The sequence below is a fragment of the Acinetobacter sp. ANC 3781 genome, assembly GCF_004331285.1.
Classification (GTDB): domain Bacteria; phylum Pseudomonadota; class Gammaproteobacteria; order Pseudomonadales; family Moraxellaceae; genus Acinetobacter.
Window position 1 is genome coordinate 26,953 of record NZ_SJOH01000002.1, and the last position, 18,081, is coordinate 45,033.

Genomic DNA, 18,081 nt, shown 5'->3' on the forward strand with positions numbered 1-18,081 from the left:
ATTGAATTTTTCTCATCTTGGTATTAGAAAATATCAGCATATCGAAGCTTCATGACGTGCTTAAATCACTAAAATATAGGGTTTAGATTTAAACCCTATAATTATGTCGAATAAACTTGAACGTCAAAAACTGACTCTCTCAGAAGGTCATGAAAAACTTTTGCTTCACTCCTGCTGTGCCCCATGCTCAGGTGAAGTGATGGAAACCCTGATCGAATCAGGTATCGACTTTTCGATCTTTTTCTATAATCCGAATATTCACCCTGTCAAAGAATATGAAATTCGTAAGGAAGAAAATATTCGCTTTGCAGAGAAGCACAATATTCCGTTTATTGACTGCGACTATGACAAAGATAATTGGTTTGAACGGGCCAAAGGCATGGAAAATGAACCTGAAAAAGGCATTCGCTGCACTATGTGTTTCGATATGCGCTTTGAACGAACAGCTCTTTACGTTGCAGAACATGGCTTTAACCTGATGAGTAGTTCACTGAATATTTCCCGTTGGAAAAACATGCAGCAGCTTAATGACTGTGGCAATCGCTCTGCATCGCATTATGAAGGTATTACTTATTGGGATTACAACTGGCGTAAAAATGGTAGCGCTGTTCGTATGCTCGAGATTAGTAAGCAATAAGAGTTTTACCAACAGGAATATTGTAGCTGTGTTTATTCACTACGCGATACCAACCGTTGGCGTATGAGTAATGGCCGTGATCGAATTAAACACGGCGTGAAGTTCTATTGCAATGCGATGAAAGATGAGACTTAAGCTTCTGTCGCTGCATACCAATTTTTCCAAGAACTGGTTCCGCGTACCTCAATCGGCACCGTTGGAATCAGTTTTTCTTTTAAGACTTCGGTTTGTTCAACCGCTTTGGCGAGTCTGGCTTTAACTGAGTGAATGCATTCCCGATCACCAAATTCACAGCGATCCAAAGTCGTTCCGCCACATGGTCCATTGGCTAAACCCTTCGGACAGGTTTCCGGGCAGATATATAAGGTATCACCCAAACGACATTGCCCACAACTTTCACAGCCCACTACCCCGTGCTTACTGATATATTCAGTCTTTAGTAATGCTTTTGCTGCAGGTGTATTTTCCCACCATGCGGCTCTAAAAATAAAACGTCCAACACCCTTAGCAATTTTGGATTCAAATAATACCTCATGCATGAAATGCAGTTGCTGATATTTAATGATCTGGCTGGATGTCGGTTGACAGGAATAATAAGGCAATTCCGGTACAAACTCTTTGCCAGTCTTTACTTGCCAGAGGGAATTCCAGAGTGATTCAAGTTCATCTAAAGTTAGATGCCGATATTGCTCGATATAGCTTTCGAGTAGCATCTGCTCTTCAGGCTTGTGACAGGCAGATAGATGAATGCCAGCAAAACCAAGATGCTTGCACATCAGCATCTGTAAAGCACAGCGCAAATACACCCGCTCGTTCAGTCCTGTCTGTTTTTCATCTGTTAGCACCTGCAGCATATGCGGTGTGATGACGATGCCGGCGACCTGATGTTTCACCATAAAATTGGCACGCGCCAAACTGAGGGGCATGACACATGCTAAAATTTTTTGTGTGTACTGATGATGATTTAAAAAGATCTTGGCTTGTTTTAAAGCATCCATGTTGTAACCCAATTGCGTGATAATAAAATCCGCACCTGCCTTAAGCTTCTTGTGCAGTTTTAAGTATTGTGCGTCACGCTCAGCTTCGGCATATTTAAACGGGTTAAATGCAACCCCAATGCAAAATCCGCCAAATTGTTTGGCCGCCATAACAGCATTGACTGACTCCAGGTATCGGCTACGCTCTGCTCCGTCTTTTCCATCACAATGTTCTTTGAGCTTGTCGCCTGTCAGCAATAAAAGATTTTTGATCTTCGCTGCCTTGGCTTGTTGTAGAAATAACTCAATATCCTGAATATCCCGCCCTTTTCCGGCAAAATGTAAAATCTTGTCGACTGAATCAGGGTACTGCTCGCTCGCTGCAAGCGGTGTCACATCATGATCTGAATGGACACGGTCTGCCAATGTCATCACTGCAGGATATCTGGCAAATTCAGTTTTCACAGGGAAAATCTCATTCAGTGAAGTAAGGTATTCCACCAGGATACAAAACTGGTTGTTCTGAAAACAGGAAGATAATTGAGACATAGACAAAGGAGATCTAAAGGATTAAAAAGAAATCAAGCTGAATTATAGGCCAGAAAGATTGAAATACTACCTGTCACTACCCGTAAATAGTGGTGACAGAAGTGATGCCTCCTAAGTGGTAATTATCCCCAAACCTCTTTCGCGACTTCATTCATCAGTTTGATTTTCTTCCACTGGGTATCGTAGGACACCTTGTTGCCTTCTTCCATCGAAGCAAAACCACTCTGAAGACACAGGCCTAACCGCTCTAATGGCAGGAAGTTAGAAGCAGTTTGAATACGAGTTATGATCTCGGATCTGGTTTCCACCCTTTCAGTTTTGGTTGAGATCAAACCTAAGAACACTTCTGCTTGCGCGCTCTGCAGTTTGGCTAGAGGTTCAAAACCACCCGCTCGCTCAGTATCAAATTCCAGGAAATAGCGATCGATATTTTGAAGTTCGTTTAAAACATGATCTGCAATAAAGTCATAGTCACCCTGATACAGCCAGCTCGAACTAAAGTTTCCACGTTCGATATGCAAGGCAACAAACAGATCAGCAGGCTTATTGTCTAAGGCCATATTTAATGCTTTGACACAGCAGCCAGCCAGTTCTACCGGATTCATCCCCTGCTCAAGCTCCTGCGTACGATAGCGTTCATCACACAGATATGCCAAAAACTGGTCATTGATCTGGATATAGCGGCAGCCCTGATCATAAAGTGCAGTTATTGCTTCTCGAAAACATAGACCCAAATCTTGGATATAGGCATCTAAGTCACCCGCATAATAACGGTTATTACGCAGATACGGATACAGCATCATATTCGGACTAGGCAGACAATATTTGGCTGTGGCAAAACCTTCAATCGCTTGGTGCAAATAGCGATAGTGCGCTAAACAGTTGTGATCTGCATTAAAGAAAATCTTGTCAGTAACCCGAACATCATAGGGTTTACTGATGACATCTTTATATTTTAAGCCATCCCGTATTTTATGGCCTTCAATTCCATCGAGCTGTTCCAGGAAATCAAAATGCCACCAGGCACGGCGAAAATCACCATCTGTCATCACTGAACAATCGAGATCGAGCTGGATATCGACCAGATTATCAATTTCTGCATTTTCAACCTGTCGCAAAGTTTCTTCATAAATGACCCGATCCGCAAAATCATAACGTGCCTTCTTTAATTTTAGCGCTCTTAAGAAGCTGCCGATATGTTCTGCTTTATTGCCTGCATACTGAGTTTTAGCAGCTTGAGTGGTATTGCTTGTGGTCATTGTTTTAATTCATTGTCGTATAAATGCCATGAATGGATCAGCATTTATTTAAATAGAGGGAGGCAGAACATCACTTGGTCAACCGAGGACGTTGAGTCAATAAAATATTTCTGTCAGGAATTAGATTTCAACAGATCAATCAGCTGAAGGAGATAGGCAAAAAAAGGAATAAAAATAAAATGGTTTAAAAATGAGCATAATTTACCTGAACACACGCCCCGTGAGATATCGAAATGGATGATGCTGGAGCGATATAGGCGCGCAAAAGTAAATTGAAAAAGATCAAATCAAATTAAGACATCCCCTATTAACGCCCACCGCATTATTTTGGTCTGCTTTAGGCCGGTCTCCGGACTTAAGGATATTGAGTTATACCCTATTCACCGTTGCGGGGGCAGTGTTAGCTTGCACAAATGTGCACTAACTTCCCAGTTTCACTTCTCTAAGGAAGCACCTGAAGCGATGCAAAGCCTAAGGTTAAGTTTTTGCTAAGTCAAACAGTTTATGATGATTTCTCCTCCCCTCTCAGATACTCCAAAACAACTCCACTCATGCTGAGGTGATTCACTTATTCGACATTCTTTGTTCAGACAGACACAAAACAATCCTTTTCAAGATCATCATGTGTCTATTTACTTCATTTTTTGAGCATTATTTTGTTTCTGATTTGGAGTGTTGTTGATGACTGTTCATCCAGCGATACAGTACTGGTAAAAGCACTAAAGTCAGCAAGGTAGATGAAAGAATCCCACCAATCACTACGGTTGCCAGTGGCCGTTGAACCTCAGCGCCTGTTCCGGTTGCCAGCGCCATCGGTACAAAGCCCAGTGAAGCCACGCAAGCTGTCATCAACACTGGTCTTAATCGCAAAATAGCCCCCTGCCACACGGCTTCATGCACTGGATATTTATCCCTTAATTCTTTAATGAAGGTCAACATCACCAGTCCATTGAGGACTGCAACACCAGATAAGGCAATAAAACCAATCCCAGCTGACATCGATAATGGTATATCCCTTAGCCAAAGAAATACCACACCACCGGTCAAGGCAAAGGGTACCCCGGTAAAGACCAGCAGACTTTCTTTAACATTGTGAAAGACCGCCATCAGTAAAATAAAGATGGTAATTAAAGCCAGTGGAATCACGATTTGCATCCGTGCTTTGGCTGAAGCCAAATTTTCAAACTGACCGCCATATTCAATCCAATAGCCACTTGGTAAATTGTATGCTTTGAGCTGTGTCTGCACATCAGATACAAAAGAGCCTAAATCACGCCCTTCAACATTCGTTGTGACCACAACTCGGCGCTTACCATTTTCTCGGCTGACTTGATTAATGCCTTCAATGGTAGAAACTTGTGCGACATCAGACAATAAAATACTGCCGCCATTTGGAAGCTGGATCGGTAACTGGGAAACAGATGCAACACTTCGATTTTGCTCACTCAAACGAATAATAAAATCAAAACGACGATCGCCTTCTAGAATCTCTCCTACGCTTTGTCCACCAATACTTACAGCCACCACATCCTGAATAGATTTCACGCTCAAGCCATATTGGGCAGCTAAAGCTTTATCAATCTCTACATTGAGTAAAGGCAGACCCGAAGTTTGTTCAACTTTCACCGCACTGCTACCTGCGACTTGCTGAATGATTTTCGCGATTTTTGCAGCCTCAGTATTCAGAACCTGCATGTCATCACCAAAAACCTTCACTCCCACATCACTACGTACCCCTGAAATCAGTTCATTAAAACGTAGCTCAATAGGCTGAGAAAACTCACTATTATTGCCGGGAATTGTCGCAAGATAAGCTTCCATTCGGGTTCGAAGTGCATCCAGACTTTCTTTTGAATCTGGCCATTCCTCACCTGGTTTCAGCATGATATAACCATCGGAAATATTCGGTGGCATCACATCTGTCGCCACTTCAGCAGTCCCGGTACGGGCAAATACAGCTTTAATTTCGGGAAAGTTTTTCAGTAAAAGCTTTTCGGTATTTTCCTGCATACGTAATGATTCTTCTAGTCCTGTGCTTGGCGAGCGTAATTGCTGTACCGCAAAATCACCCTCACTCAGCTGGGGTGCAAACTCACTACCAATTTTCGTGCTGAGCAGACCGGTGATGACCAGGAGACAAGCGGCAAAAGTTAAAACCACCGCCTTGTATTGATAAGCCATATCCAGTATCTGCTGATATCGGGTTTTGAGCCAGATCATCCAGCGGCTTTCCGTTTCTTTGATCTCCCCTTTAACCCATAAAGCAACCGCAGCAGGCACAAAGGTGATCGATAAAATAATAGCTGCCACCAGTGCGAGAACAACGGTTAAAGCCATCGGATGAAATAGTTTTGCTTCTACGCCACTTAAAGCAAAAATCGGTAAATATACCACCAAAATAATAAGCTGACCAAAAATGAGGGGACGACGTGCTTGCCGGGCAGCCAGAAAAACTTCCTTAAAGCGCTCATTTTGTGTGAGAGGTCGTTTTAACAGTTGCTGTGCATGGGCTAAACGCCGAATACAGTTTTCGACAATCACCACAGCACCATCGACAATAATGCCGAAATCGAGTGCACCTAAACTCATCAGATTTGCACTGATATTTTTCTGTGCCATCCCGGTTAAGGTAAACAGCATAGAGAGTGGAATGACACAGACAGTAATCAAGGCAGCACGGATATTCCCTAAAAACAGGAACAGAATGATGATGACCAGAATTGCTCCCTCTACCAAGTTTTTCTGAACGGTTTTAATCGCCTTCTCAACCAAGGTGGTACGGTCGTACACCGTTTCAATCACCACCCCTTTAGGCAAACTATTCTGAATATCTTGAAGCTTGGCATCCACAGCTTTAGAAACAGTCCGGCTATTTCCACCCATCGCCATCATGGCAATACCTAAAACGGTTTCTTTACCGTTATAGGTTGCGCCACCGGTTCTTAAATCATGCCCAATAGAGACTTGCGCAATATCACCAACCCGAATTGGGCTGCCATTTGGGCTACCCAGCATGGTGTTCTCAATATCAGAAAGACCATTGAATGTACCCGGTATACGTACCGTCAGTTGCTGACCATTGGCTTCAATATAACCTGCACCTCGGTTCTCATTATTTTGTGCTAAAGCCTGTTGCAGTTGTTCTAATGAGATATTCAGTTGCTGCATCCGGTTTAAATCAGGAGACACCACATAGGTTTTTTCAAAACCGCCAATACTGTTGACCTCTGCGATCCCCTCAACACGCTGCAATTGAGGACGTACAATCCAGTCCTGAATCTCACGCAAATCCATCGCCGTGTATGCAGTTCCATCAGGCTTTTTTACATTTGGATCTGCCCTCAGTACCCATTGATAAATTTCACCCAGACCCGTAGAAACTGGAGACATCGTCGGTGCGATTTGAGCAGGCAACTCAGATTGCACCTCCTGTACCCGTTGGTTAATCTGCTGACGGGCCCAATAAATATCAGTGCCATCTTTAAAGACGATGGTGACTTGAGAGAGTCCGTAACGGGATATGGAACGGGTAAGCTCCAGATTCGGAATGCCTGCCATGGCATTTTCAATAGGATAGGTAATCCGCTGTTCGACCTCAAGCGCAGTGAAACCATTGGCTTGAGTATTAATCTGGACTTGAGTATTGGTAATGTCGGGTACAGCATCAATTGGAAGTTTCTGATAGCTATACACCCCGACCGCAATCCAGGTACAGACAAAGAGCATCACCCAAATCGCATTTTGTATGGAAAAATGAATGATTCTTTCGAATAAACCTTCTGGTTTCGGCAGATCAGAATTAATGCTCATGGCCTGCCTCGTCTTTTTCTAATTCAGATTTGAGCAAGAAACTGCCTTGAGCGATATACTTCTGCCCTTCGGTCAGCCCAGAAATCACTTCAAGCCATTGTCCATCACTTGAAGCCTGCCCCAGTTGCACTTTCTGTGCTTTCAAACGGACTTGGCCTTTTTGTTCTGAATCTATGATGAAAATACTGTCTTCACCTTCAATACTTTGCAGCGCAGACTTTTGAATCCGTAGGGCTGATTTTGTAGGAGCTTCCGAAATCAACACCCTCACCAACACATTAGGACGCAACTCAGCCGCTTGCGCATCGAGTTTTGCACGCACCACCAGACGCCCTGTTTGTATATCTGCTTGAGAGGTTAAGTTTTGTACAATAGCTCTATAGGCTTGTTCTGAATCATTCACTTTAAAGTCAATTTTTTGTCCGGCTTGCAGTTGACCTGAGAATTGATTCGGCAAATTAAACTCAAGCCATAAATCTTTCAGCTGCTCAATAACAAAGATTTGATCAGCCAATTGTACATTTTCACCAACCACAATATCTTTTTGACTGATCACCCCGGAGATCGGCGCTCGAATCAAAAAGCGTCCATTGTTATTGCCGCTCGCCCCTAATGCATTTAAACGTGCTTGTGAGGACTGGACAGTAATCTGTGCTTGACGGTAGGCATTTTCTGCACGCTGGTAATCCTGTTTGGCAGAAATTCCCTGTGACCAGAGTTGCTGTTCGCGCTGGTAATCTTGACGGGCAAAATCCAGATTCGCCTGTGCCATACGCAAGGTTGCCTGTTGGTCGATCAGTTCAGGAACGATCAGTACAGCCAGCGTTTGCCCTTTTTGCACGCTCTGTCCTAAAGCCACATTGACCTGCTCAACATGACCACTAAAGTTAGGGGAGATATGCGCTTGTTGATCGGTATTCACCACCAATTTACCTGGCAGGGTCGTGAGCTTTTCAACCAATCCTGTGGATGCAACAGCAACTTTTAAACCTTGTTCAACCATTTGTTGGCTGGTCAGTTGTATTTCGCCTTCTTCAGAACTTTCTTCATCAGAATGTTCAGCATTTCCCTCATCATGGCCATGTCCCTCAGATTCATTTGTTTTGGAACTTAACCAAATAGTGACACTGACCAAGATCGTGATAATAATCAAAATCGTGATCATGAGAGACTGAGATAATTTTCCGTTTTGCTTGGCTTTCATTTTATCGTGCTCCCCCATTGATTAAGTTTTGTGATGCTTCGACTACCTTTTTATTCAGTTGTATATAGGCATCCGAACGGCTAATTTCTTCATAACTTGTGCCAATACTGAGTGCTTCAGCTGTGAGGGCCGTTTGCCAAGCCTGACGTAGAATTTGTAATTGACCCAATCGAAGATTCTGCAGTTGAGTGGTTGCTTGCTGAACGTCGGTAATTGCCAGTTTTCCTGCCTGAAAACCTTGTAAAGTACGGCTCTGAACTTTGGTCGCCAATGTAAGTTGTGCTGTGGTGGCATCGAACTGGCTACGTAAACCTTTGAGCTGATGCATGCTGTTGGCAATATCGAGTATTTGTTGCTTCAGCTCACGCTGCTGCTGTTGGTTCAGCAGTATTTGCTGTTGCTGGACCATCGGGATCGCATATTGCTGGCGGTTAAAAATATTCAGGGGAATATCCACGCCCATTGCCAAAGTCGTATCGTTACTTTCATTGGGAGTTTTGCTACGTTTCATGCCTACATTTAAAGTGGGATTGGGACGTGCCTGTATTCTTAGATTTTCAATTTGATGATCCGATTGCTGAATATTCAAGGCATACAGTTTTTCTAGCCACCCTTCAGCGATATAACGTTGTACAGTTTGATGACTTTGCTCTGGCCAAGGAATAGCGGTTTTATTCAATTGAAGGTGTGAAGACGTTTCTCCCCACAAATGAGACAGCTGACGACCAGCGGATTGTTGATTCAGCATCGCTTGCTGATAAAGTCGTTGGAATTCTAGCGCTTCAATTTGAGCGCGCTCAAAATCAACCAGTGCAATACTGCCGGCCTGATAGCGTTTCTGCGCACTGTCCAGATTGGCTTTACTTGTTTTTAATTGTGATGAATAAGCAGACTGTTCAACCTCAGCAAGTGCAAATTGCGACCATGCAAATCTAACAATCAGTTGGCTTTGCGCCTTCCATAATTGCTGTTGCAATTGGATTTGTTGATCCGAGGTATTGGCAATTATCTGATTCAGCTTACGCTGACCAAATAGATCTAGTGATTGACGAATACCGACATTGAATTCCTGTTCTTGATCCGAGCCAAAGCCAGATTGCTCTATGCTTATACTTGGATTCTGCCATAACCGGCTTTGCTGGATATTCAATTCAGAAATCTGCTGGCCTTGTTGCCACAGCTGATCTTGAGTCTGGTAACTTTGTACTTTTGCTAAAGCGGATTCAAAGCTGGTAACGTTTTCAGCATGGCTGTATTGCATAGCTGCTGTACACACACAGGCAAGCAAACTATGACACAAGAATGCCATTGATTGTAAAGACATGATTTTTCCCACTTATTTAAATAATAAAAGTGGTGGGAATGTTTTAGGCTACCCCACCATGAGCGGGGAAAATTCGGGAGGTGGGCTTTGTTGAAACAGATCAGGTGGCTGATAACTGTTATTCCAATAGAAATGTGGAATAGTTTTATCATCTGAAGGTAGAGTTAACAGGCTGATTTTTTCATTTTGCACAATCAAGTGCGTCATCGACGGTAGATGATCTTGATGATCTTCACCGATTTCTAAATCGCTACTGACTGTTTTTATGTTTTCTGACTGTCCATTATGATTGTGTTGACGACTATCGCTGGCACATAAGGTATTTTGGTGATGACCAAAATGATAAGTTTGCAACACCTGCGCCTGCTCTTCATGGACACAAAAGGCTGCCGCCACGTTCCACAGGCTTTGGAACGTGAACAGGGTCACCAATACTGTAATCCATTTTACTGAACGCATAATTGCATCAAAATTAATATTTGAATTGATTATAAGGCTTGGAGTAAGACTAAGGTCAATAGTTTGCTAATAAAAAATAGTCAGCTTAAGGAAATTTTTAGAGTTTTTTAAATTCTTCTAGTTAGTCATTTTATTTAAATAAAAGGCAACTACATACTCGGTGGCTATTCAATGCCATTCTTGTTTAGTTATTATTCGATAATCACGATTTCCCATAACAGGTATAACGTGATTATTGATTGCCCCAACGTTTCTAGCCTTGGTATCAGGCGTCCAAGTTTTTGTCAGATAAAACTCTTCAGCGAGTTGCTTGAATGTATAAGCTCCTTGCTCCAACGTTACCAATCTTTCTTCAGCTTTCTGTACGACTGGATCAATACCTTGCGAAATTAACTTACGTGCTTCATCAGCCTTTTGTCTTGCCCATCTCCCACCAACTTCAGGATAAGTACCTAAACCCAACCACGACCATTTACCAGTGCTAGGTTTTTTATATCTTAGTTCCCATCGCTTATTGCCTTTATGATGAACTACGAAATGCAAATTATCCCCATCATTCACCCGATATTCTTTTTCTTCAGGCTCCAATGAACTAAGTATTGTATCTCTCATTGGGAATTTATTTACATCAGCTCGCTTCATAATCTTTCTTGTATGGTGGCTTTTCACTAACTCACACTATACACAGCAACAAGCTATGTACTCATTCATACAAAGTTATATACAGGCATAAAAAAAGCCCTAAACACTGATGTTTAAGGCTTTTTAATTCATATATCGTAATGTAACAACATATAAATTTAAGAATTTGGTGGGTGGCGTCAATTGAACTCAAAACCCAAACAGTTAATTTTAAACAAAATTTTACAAATATGAATATTCATTGACCCAATTTTGACCCAAATCTAATTTATTGAATTACTTAAAATCTTATTCAAATCAGAATTCAAAATTTGAAACAGTACATTAGTGATACCAGTATATACCATATAAAAACTAAGAGGATATAACACATCTTTTTAGTAGTTCTGTTGTTTGTATCAATCTTTTAAATTCAGGCTTAATATTTCAAAAATTATGGATATAAAAACCCAAAAAAACAATTGCTAATAATAATGATTATCATTAAGATGTCGCTTATTATTTATATGTACTTTACAACAATGTCCAACTCTCCTATTTCTTATAAAGTTAATCTCCTAAGCTATTCTGTTCTCGCTATATTGGTATCTCAATCAATTACGGCCAATGAAAAGGTTGGCACTGGAATTCAACAACTCCCCACCATTATTTTAACTACAGAAAAAACTGATACCGGGTATACGAAATCAACAGCTAAAACTGCCCTGCCCTTAAATATCAGTGTAAAAGAGACCCCTCAATCGGTATCGGTAGTCACTCGTCAGCGTATCGAAGATCAACAATTAAAAAATGTTACTGAGGTTGCTGAAAATACGACAGGTATTATTGTTCAAAAAAGTGAAAGTAACCGTGGCAATATTTATTCACGCGGCTTTCAGGTGGATAACTATCAAATAGATGGGATAGCTACGCCATATAGTACGCAATGGAGTCAAGGCGAAATTTTCAGTTCAACAGACCTTGTTGACCGTGTGGAAGTGGTTCGCGGTGCGACTGGTCTGCTGACAGGTCCAGGCAATCCATCTGCTGCCATTAACATGATCCGTAAAACAGCCAATAGCACTGAACCTACAGCAAATTTAGAAGTTTCAGGCGGTTCATGGAATCAGTATCATGTGATGGGCGATGTTGCAAATGCCCTTACTGAGGATGGATCACTGCGTGGACGTGCGGTACTGAGCTATGAAGAAGGTGACAGTTTTAGAAATAAACTTAATAAAGACATTTTTACCGGTTTATTGACTGCTGAATATGATATTTCAGATCGCACCTTGCTGACAGCAGGTATCAGCTACCAGCAGGATGATACGCATTCACCCACTTGGGGTGGATTGCCAGCCGTTTTTAGCAACGGTGCATTAATTCCCTGGTCTCGTTCTACCACGATTGCTCCTGACTGGGCACGTTGGGAAACGGATTACACCAATATTTTTGCCAGTCTTCGACATAGGTTTGAAAATGATTGGGAATTAAAAGCCAGTTATGAATATGGCGACCGTGATGGGCATTCCAAACTTATGTATTTAAGCGGTGCACCTGATCCAGTCAATGGTTCTGGTGTAAGTGCCGGATTTGGACAATATTTTACCAATACCACTCAAGATACAGCATCGCTGCAACTCTCTGGTGACTTTAATTTATTGGATAAAAAGCATGACTTTGCCCTAGGCTATCAATACTCGAATCAGGACTTCAGTTCTGACTATACCCCTGTAGAATGTTCCGACAAAGCCACAAATCCATGGTGTGATGTTAAGGTCTCAAATCTGTTTAACTGGGATTTCACAGATGGTGCACAACCCAATTGGGGCGATAGAACACTGTATGAACGTCAAAACATCAAGCAAAACTCATTTTATGGTGTGACACGTTGGAGTATTGCTGAACCACTAAAATTGATCCTTGGCGCAAGACTGACGGATTATGAAAAAAGTGGCTACGGACTTTATACCCAAAACTATACCCAGCAGTTTGATCACCAGTTTATTCCCTATGCCGGTCTGGTCTATGAACTCACTCCTCAGTTGTCTACATATGCCAGCTATACCAGCATTTTCCAGCCTCAGGCTAAAAAAGATAAAAATGGCCAATATCTAGACCCTGTTGAAGGCAACAACTACGAGTTGGGTATTAAAGGCAGCTTCTTGGATGAACGCTTAAATGCCAGTGCTGCAGTCTTTAAAATTGAACAAGATAACTATGGCATAAAAACTGGAGAGAAGGTCAACTTCGGTCAAGGTGATGAAGATGTTTATAAAGCCATTGACGGTTCAAGCAGTGAAGGCTTTGAAGTCGAAGTCAGTGGGCGCATTCTACCGCAGTGGAATATCACCGCCGGCTATTCGCAGTTCAATTTAGAAGATGTAGACGGTAAAAAAATTGACCCTGACCGTCCAAATAAAACTGCAAATCTATTTACCAGCTATGACTTCACTCAGCAGTTTGCACCGCTTACCGTGGGTGCAGGTTTACGTTGGCAAAATGCCACTCACTTTAGCGTGACAGGTGGAGAAATCAAACAGGACAGTTATGCACTGATTGATGTGATGGGCCGTTATCAAATCAGTCCAGAAGTGGCGTTGCAAATGAATGTCCGCAATTTAACTGATAAGAAAAGTTATAACATTTCCAGCAACCAGCTGAATTTTAATGAACCGCGTAACGTCAATATGATGCTGAGCTATAAGTTCTAATGCTTGAATTCAAGCTGAGCTATTCAGCTTAGAAGATAGGCTGGAAATCAACAGCATTATGATCAATATATAGGATGCCATACATGAAAAAAATAATCGCTTTAACGCTAGGATTGTCTGCTGCCCTGTCGGCTCAGGCACACATGCTTTGGCTGGAACGTGGTACGGATAGTCAGACTCATGCTTTTTTTGGGGAATACAGTGACCAGTTAAAAGATACTCAAGACAGCGCCCTGAAGTCTTTTAATACTGCTACGGCCATTCAGGATAAACAGAAACTCAAGGCTAAGGTAGAGCATGACCATCTCAGCTATGCAACCAAAGGCACTGCAGATGTTCAGCTCAGCAATGAGCTGATTTATGGTGAATCATTACTGACTTATCATGCTAAAGCTGGCAGGCAGAACCTTAAAGCAGAATCTGAGCTGGATATTGTACCTACCCAAATTAACAGCAATACCTTCACGGTATTTTATGAGGGCAAACCTGCATCGGGTGTTGAGCTGACCGTATTTTCCCCACAGTACTGGGAAAAGAAATACACCACCAATCAGCAAGGGCAAGTCAAAGTTGAAACACCGTGGAAAGGCCAATATGTAATTGAAATCAGTAAAGAAGCCGATAAAGTTGGAAAATTAAATCAGCAAGCGTACAAAAAACAGTATTTGGTCACAAGCTTAAGCTTTATTCATTAATGTTTTAGATTTCCCTCACTGATTGGCTATGAGGGAAATTTTAATAGTTCCATGCAAGGCATGCTCAAGGCTAAAGATGATTTCTGTAATGCAGCCATTCGCCATGGTATACCGGTTATTGATGAGCTTTGGGGTGGGCTATCTGTGCTGCTATTTTATAGCACTCGATCTGGCTTACCTTTTACAGTCTTATCTGCCTAAGGCTGAATCCGTGTATTTGGCAGCTTTTATTGGTCTGATTTTTTATGCTTGCTTTGTGATTGGAATATTCTGTGTCCAAAGTTTAAAAAAACTGTCTGTGTATAGTCTGATCCCTTTACTGCTGTTATTTATCATTTCCCGATTCATAGGTTAACCCATGCATAAATCTGTTCGTCAATCTATGGCATGGTTGCATTCATGGCTGGGTTTAACTTTTGGCTGGCTGCTGTTCGCGATCTTTTTAACCGGAGCGGTGACGTACTACCGGTATGAAATCAGTTTGTGGATGCAGCCGCAATTGGCCAGCATGCAGGTCAATCAGGAAACAGCCGTTAAGTCCGCCTACAGCTATTTGCAGGAACATGCACCAGATGCCAAAAGCTGGTATATCGGGGTGGCAAATCAAGCATCACCTGTTAATAAAATATATTGGCAGAAGGCCGATGGGGGCTATGAAAGAAAGACTCTAGATGCATCTACAGGCAAAGAACTAAGCCTGTCAGCAACACAAGGCGGTGATTTTTTCTATAGCTTCCATTTTCAGCTTTATGGCCTGCCTTATGTCATCGGACGTACGATTGGCATTTATCATGTTCATTACCCTGATTTCAGGGATTATTACCCATAAAAAAATCTTGACTGACTTTTTTACCTTAAGAGCCTTTAAGGGCCAACGATCTTATCTCGATTTTCACAATGTAACTTCGGTCATTGCCTTGCCGTTTTTTCTCACCATTACCTTTACCGGTTTGGCGATATTCTTCTATATTGTTTTGCCTTCTGGTATGAAAAAGCTGTATCCGGATAATCCATTTCAATATTTTGAAGAAATTCGCACGGTTAACGTATCAGCCAGCCCTGCTGTTCCGCTTAAAACAGAAATGCTGCCGATTCAATATTTTATCACCACTGCCCAACAGCAATGGGGCCATGCTGTATTTGATAATATCACGGTCAAGCAGCCCAATACGCAGCTGGCGCAAATTACCCTGACTGAGCTGAAAGATGAATCCATCACCCGAACTCAGGCTCAAATCACGCTAAATGCTGCCACGGGAGAAATACTTACAAATACCCGAAATAACAGTGCAGTTGCCACCCTGAATGCGGGTGTTTATGGCTTGCATATGGCACGCTTTGCTGAGCCGACCCTTCGTTTAGCCCTGTTTTTCTCTGGAATACTAGGCTGTGCGATGATTGCATCCGGACTGCTGCTTTGGAGCCTAAAACGGCAAATACAGAATAAAACCAATCGATTTCATTTCGGACACTATTTAGTGAATCGCCTGAATATAGCCATGATTATCGGTCTACCTATTGCGATGCTAGGCTATTTATATGCAAACCGCCTGATTACTATCCCTGCCAGTGCACTGAATTATGAAATTTATACTTTTTTCAGCATTTGGTTCGGCAGTTTCATTCTGGCATGCGTAACTCCGCAGCAGCATTTATGGAAAATACAGCTCAAAATATTGATTTCCGCTACTTTTATACTTCCTCTCGTGGATGCTTATTATTTATTTACCCAACATCATGTTAATTCTTTTACTAGTTACTGGATATTTTTACGTATTGATCTCATGCTTTGGATATTTGCCTTATTAGCATTATTTTTACACCAAAAGATTAGCCCTATGCAGCAAAAGGCGGTTAATAAAATTCAAGCAAAACTCAAAACTGTCCAGCAGGAATCTTCATCATGATATTGCTTGCCGCTGCCGGACTCATCTGGCTTGCCTGTTTTGGCTTATATGCAGTCAGCAATAAACATATCGCTCGAACAAAACAATCCAGATATGCCCGTCTTGCCACATACCCAAACTTGTCCAAAGCTGCTGCTGGAAGTCTTCTTCTATTGGCGATGTTCCTGCTGCGCATAACGTTCAGCAATAGTATTAGCTTTGTTGCTCTATGGATTTTTATAAGTCCTGTACTTTTTATCTTTATTTTAAAAGTAAATGACTTAGAAAAACTTCAGAAAATTTGATTTTTAGTCTTTTAATGAATTCTTTCGAATTTTATTAGAAGCTCACTCTAACTAATGAGCTTCAGTAATTTCTACATTACTATAAAAACTAGATAATAAGGAATTCTGAATAGATTGTATTCCATTGAACATGAAGCAAAAGTTCATACTGACTTTGTTGGCATTTATCCATTTATAGATGAAAATGGTTATAGTCCGCGTCTACTCATGAATTTAGAATTAATGCAAATTGGTTGTCCTCCTTGTCTAATCAATTAATAGCTTATTGTAAACAGAAACATTCTGTTGATTGAAAATCTAGTTTTAAATGGCTTTAAGCCTTATCAAGAATTCTAAAAATTTAGAGCGAAGGCGTCATAATAATGGTATCAAATTTATGTGGCCTTATTAATAAAACCACATAAATTCAATTTTTCTAAAGGGTCTTAAAAAATTACCACGAATGTTCTAATTGAACGCCAAAGTTAGAACCGTTGGATGTGCTATAGAAGCTGCTATCTGGGTTCGCTAAATCTCGCATTTTTTGTTCAGCATCATTCCAGAATGCATATGTATAATATAATCTTAGTTCAGGACGATCGTAGTAACCCGAACCCTTTAAGGTAAACGTTGGTGCAATAGTAATCTTCGTTAGATCGCGTGTCTCATTACCTTGTTTAATTTGATCATAACCAATTTCACCTGTTAACTTGAAATGATCATCTACAACGTATGATGTTCTTGATCCCACCGACAACCATTTTGTATCCTCTTGCTTTGAATATTCATTAATTTGATAAATTATTTGAGCTTGACCATTAAGTACCTTACTTGGGCTTTGCCAATCCACTACATCGAGCATACGAAATGATGTATTTTCTCGGTCTAAACTTACATTCCCCGTATAGCCTAAACCAGTTCCAGGTCCTTCACCATATTGGAATGCAATCGTGTTCTTACCATTAAGAATATTTGAGGTAATATTTTGGATAGTGAATGCCCATCCTTCATTCTCATGATCAATATAAGATAATCCCAAATTCAATTCATTTTTATCATTTAACTTGATGTCACTAACTGTAAAATCATGTCTATTTATATATTTTTCTTGAAATAGGTCATCTTTTCTAGAAAACACATAGTTAAGGGCAAAATTATCTAACTTAAAATTATCAATTCCGAATCCAGTTCCACTCTGATTCCAATAAAAGAAATCTGACATATTGATATCATTTCGATTGTAGTATCTTCGCCCAGCCCAGAAATTGCCACCATTTAAAAATGAGACATTGGTCCAATCCAGATAAATCTGGTTCATTCTGGTATACCCATTATCTCCACTGAATTTCAATGATTTACCATAATCATTATAAAATTGAACCATTCCATTAATTTTAATTTTTGAATGATCAGAAAGCTCTGCTAACTCTTGTGACGCAAATATCTCTCCATATTGTTCACACTCATTTCCTAAGCGGTATTTTGATAGTGCCCCTGTCAGTTTGAAACACTCTTGCATATCCCCATGATCAGTCCCGCCTATCCCTGTGCGGAAATAACCATTTACTTCAATTGCAGAAACAACCTGTGATGACATTAAAAGTGCAGCACTATACATCCATAGCGTCTTTTTCATTTTTTAAATTCCATTTTTTAGACAAA

12 protein-coding genes, 3 pseudogenes and 1 riboswitch are annotated in these 18,081 nt (G+C 41.2%); of the genes and pseudogenes, 7 read left to right on the forward strand and 8 right to left on the reverse strand.

Going from position 1 to position 18,081, the window contains the following annotated elements; genetic code table 11:
• The first annotated feature begins 103 nt into the window (after nucleotides 1-103).
• Nucleotides 104-772: pseudogene (locus tag E0H89_RS01810) on the forward strand (epoxyqueuosine reductase QueH).
• Here the strand turns inward: E0H89_RS01810 and E0H89_RS01815 are convergent.
• The 7 genes from E0H89_RS01815 to E0H89_RS01845 all read right to left on the reverse strand — a co-directional run bounded on the left by E0H89_RS01815 (nucleotide 769) and on the right by E0H89_RS01845 (nucleotide 10,861).
• Complete coding sequence (locus E0H89_RS01815) at nucleotides 769-2,163, reverse strand: methylenetetrahydrofolate reductase C-terminal domain-containing protein (protein WP_131214082.1); 1,395 nt, start codon at nucleotides 2,161-2,163, stop codon at nucleotides 769-771. The pseudogene E0H89_RS01810 and the gene E0H89_RS01815 sit on opposite strands and share 4 nt — an antisense overlap.
• Nucleotides 2,164-2,285: 122 nt before the next feature.
• On the reverse strand, nucleotides 2,286-3,422 hold the full coding sequence (locus tag E0H89_RS01820) for a 5-methyltetrahydropteroyltriglutamate--homocysteine S-methyltransferase (protein ID WP_131214083.1): 1,137 nt from the start codon (nucleotides 3,420-3,422) through the stop codon (nucleotides 2,286-2,288).
• A 323-nt stretch (nucleotides 3,423-3,745) separates the two neighbouring features.
• A riboswitch (cobalamin riboswitch) is annotated at nucleotides 3,746-3,895 on the reverse strand.
• A 178-nt stretch (nucleotides 3,896-4,073) separates the two neighbouring features.
• Nucleotides 4,074-7,232, reverse strand: coding sequence for an efflux RND transporter permease subunit (locus E0H89_RS01825; RefSeq protein ID WP_131214085.1), 3,159 nt, complete (start codon nucleotides 7,230-7,232; stop codon nucleotides 4,074-4,076).
• Complete coding sequence (locus tag E0H89_RS01830; protein WP_131214087.1) at nucleotides 7,222-8,436, reverse strand: efflux RND transporter periplasmic adaptor subunit; 1,215 nt, start codon at nucleotides 8,434-8,436, stop codon at nucleotides 7,222-7,224. Before E0H89_RS01830 ends, E0H89_RS01825 begins: the two co-directional genes overlap by 11 nt.
• Before the next feature lies 1 nt (nucleotide 8,437).
• Entirely contained in the window at nucleotides 8,438-9,760 is a 1,323-nt protein-coding gene (locus tag E0H89_RS01835) for a TolC family protein (RefSeq protein WP_131214089.1), read from the reverse strand.
• A 48-nt stretch (nucleotides 9,761-9,808) separates the two neighbouring features.
• A complete protein-coding gene (locus E0H89_RS01840; RefSeq protein ID WP_131214091.1) occupies nucleotides 9,809-10,219 on the reverse strand; it encodes a cation efflux protein, CzcI-like in 411 nt (136 codons plus the stop codon).
• Nucleotides 10,220-10,387: 168 nt separating this feature from the next.
• Nucleotides 10,388-10,861, reverse strand: a complete 474-nt coding sequence (locus E0H89_RS01845) for a tyrosine-type recombinase/integrase (protein ID WP_250697813.1) — start codon at nucleotides 10,859-10,861, stop codon at nucleotides 10,388-10,390.
• Between the two features lie 521 nt (nucleotides 10,862-11,382).
• Here E0H89_RS01845 and E0H89_RS01850 point away from each other — a divergent pair.
• From E0H89_RS01850 to E0H89_RS16955, 6 genes and pseudogenes are all read left to right on the forward strand, one after another.
• Nucleotides 11,383-13,554, forward strand: a complete 2,172-nt coding sequence (locus E0H89_RS01850) for a TonB-dependent siderophore receptor (RefSeq protein WP_165494000.1) — start codon at nucleotides 11,383-11,385, stop codon at nucleotides 13,552-13,554.
• An 83-nt stretch (nucleotides 13,555-13,637) separates the two neighbouring features.
• The gene (locus tag E0H89_RS01855; protein WP_131214095.1) at nucleotides 13,638-14,249 is read left to right on the forward strand and encodes a DUF4198 domain-containing protein; all 612 of its coding nucleotides are present in this window, start codon (nucleotides 13,638-13,640) and stop codon (nucleotides 14,247-14,249) included.
• A 76-nt stretch (nucleotides 14,250-14,325) separates the two neighbouring features.
• Nucleotides 14,326-14,604, forward strand: coding sequence for a hypothetical protein (locus E0H89_RS16625; protein WP_131214097.1), 279 nt, complete (start codon nucleotides 14,326-14,328; stop codon nucleotides 14,602-14,604).
• A gap of 3 nt (nucleotides 14,605-14,607) precedes the next feature.
• Nucleotides 14,608-16,156 (forward strand): annotated as a pseudogene (locus E0H89_RS01865) (PepSY-associated TM helix domain-containing protein).
• Nucleotides 16,153-16,440 (forward strand): hypothetical protein, encoded by a 288-nt coding sequence (locus E0H89_RS01870; RefSeq protein WP_131214099.1) that lies wholly within the window; start codon nucleotides 16,153-16,155, stop codon nucleotides 16,438-16,440. The pseudogene E0H89_RS01865 and the gene E0H89_RS01870 overlap by 4 nt, the downstream one beginning before the upstream one ends.
• Before the next feature lie 123 nt (nucleotides 16,441-16,563).
• Nucleotides 16,564-16,692 (forward strand): annotated as a pseudogene (locus tag E0H89_RS16955) (Fic family protein); the annotation flags it as partial.
• Nucleotides 16,693-16,873: 181 nt separating this feature from the next.
• Here E0H89_RS16955 and E0H89_RS01875 read toward each other — a convergent pair.
• Nucleotides 16,874-18,055, reverse strand: coding sequence for a maltoporin (locus E0H89_RS01875; protein ID WP_131214101.1), 1,182 nt, complete (start codon nucleotides 18,053-18,055; stop codon nucleotides 16,874-16,876).
• Nucleotides 18,056-18,081: the final 26 nt, after the last annotated feature.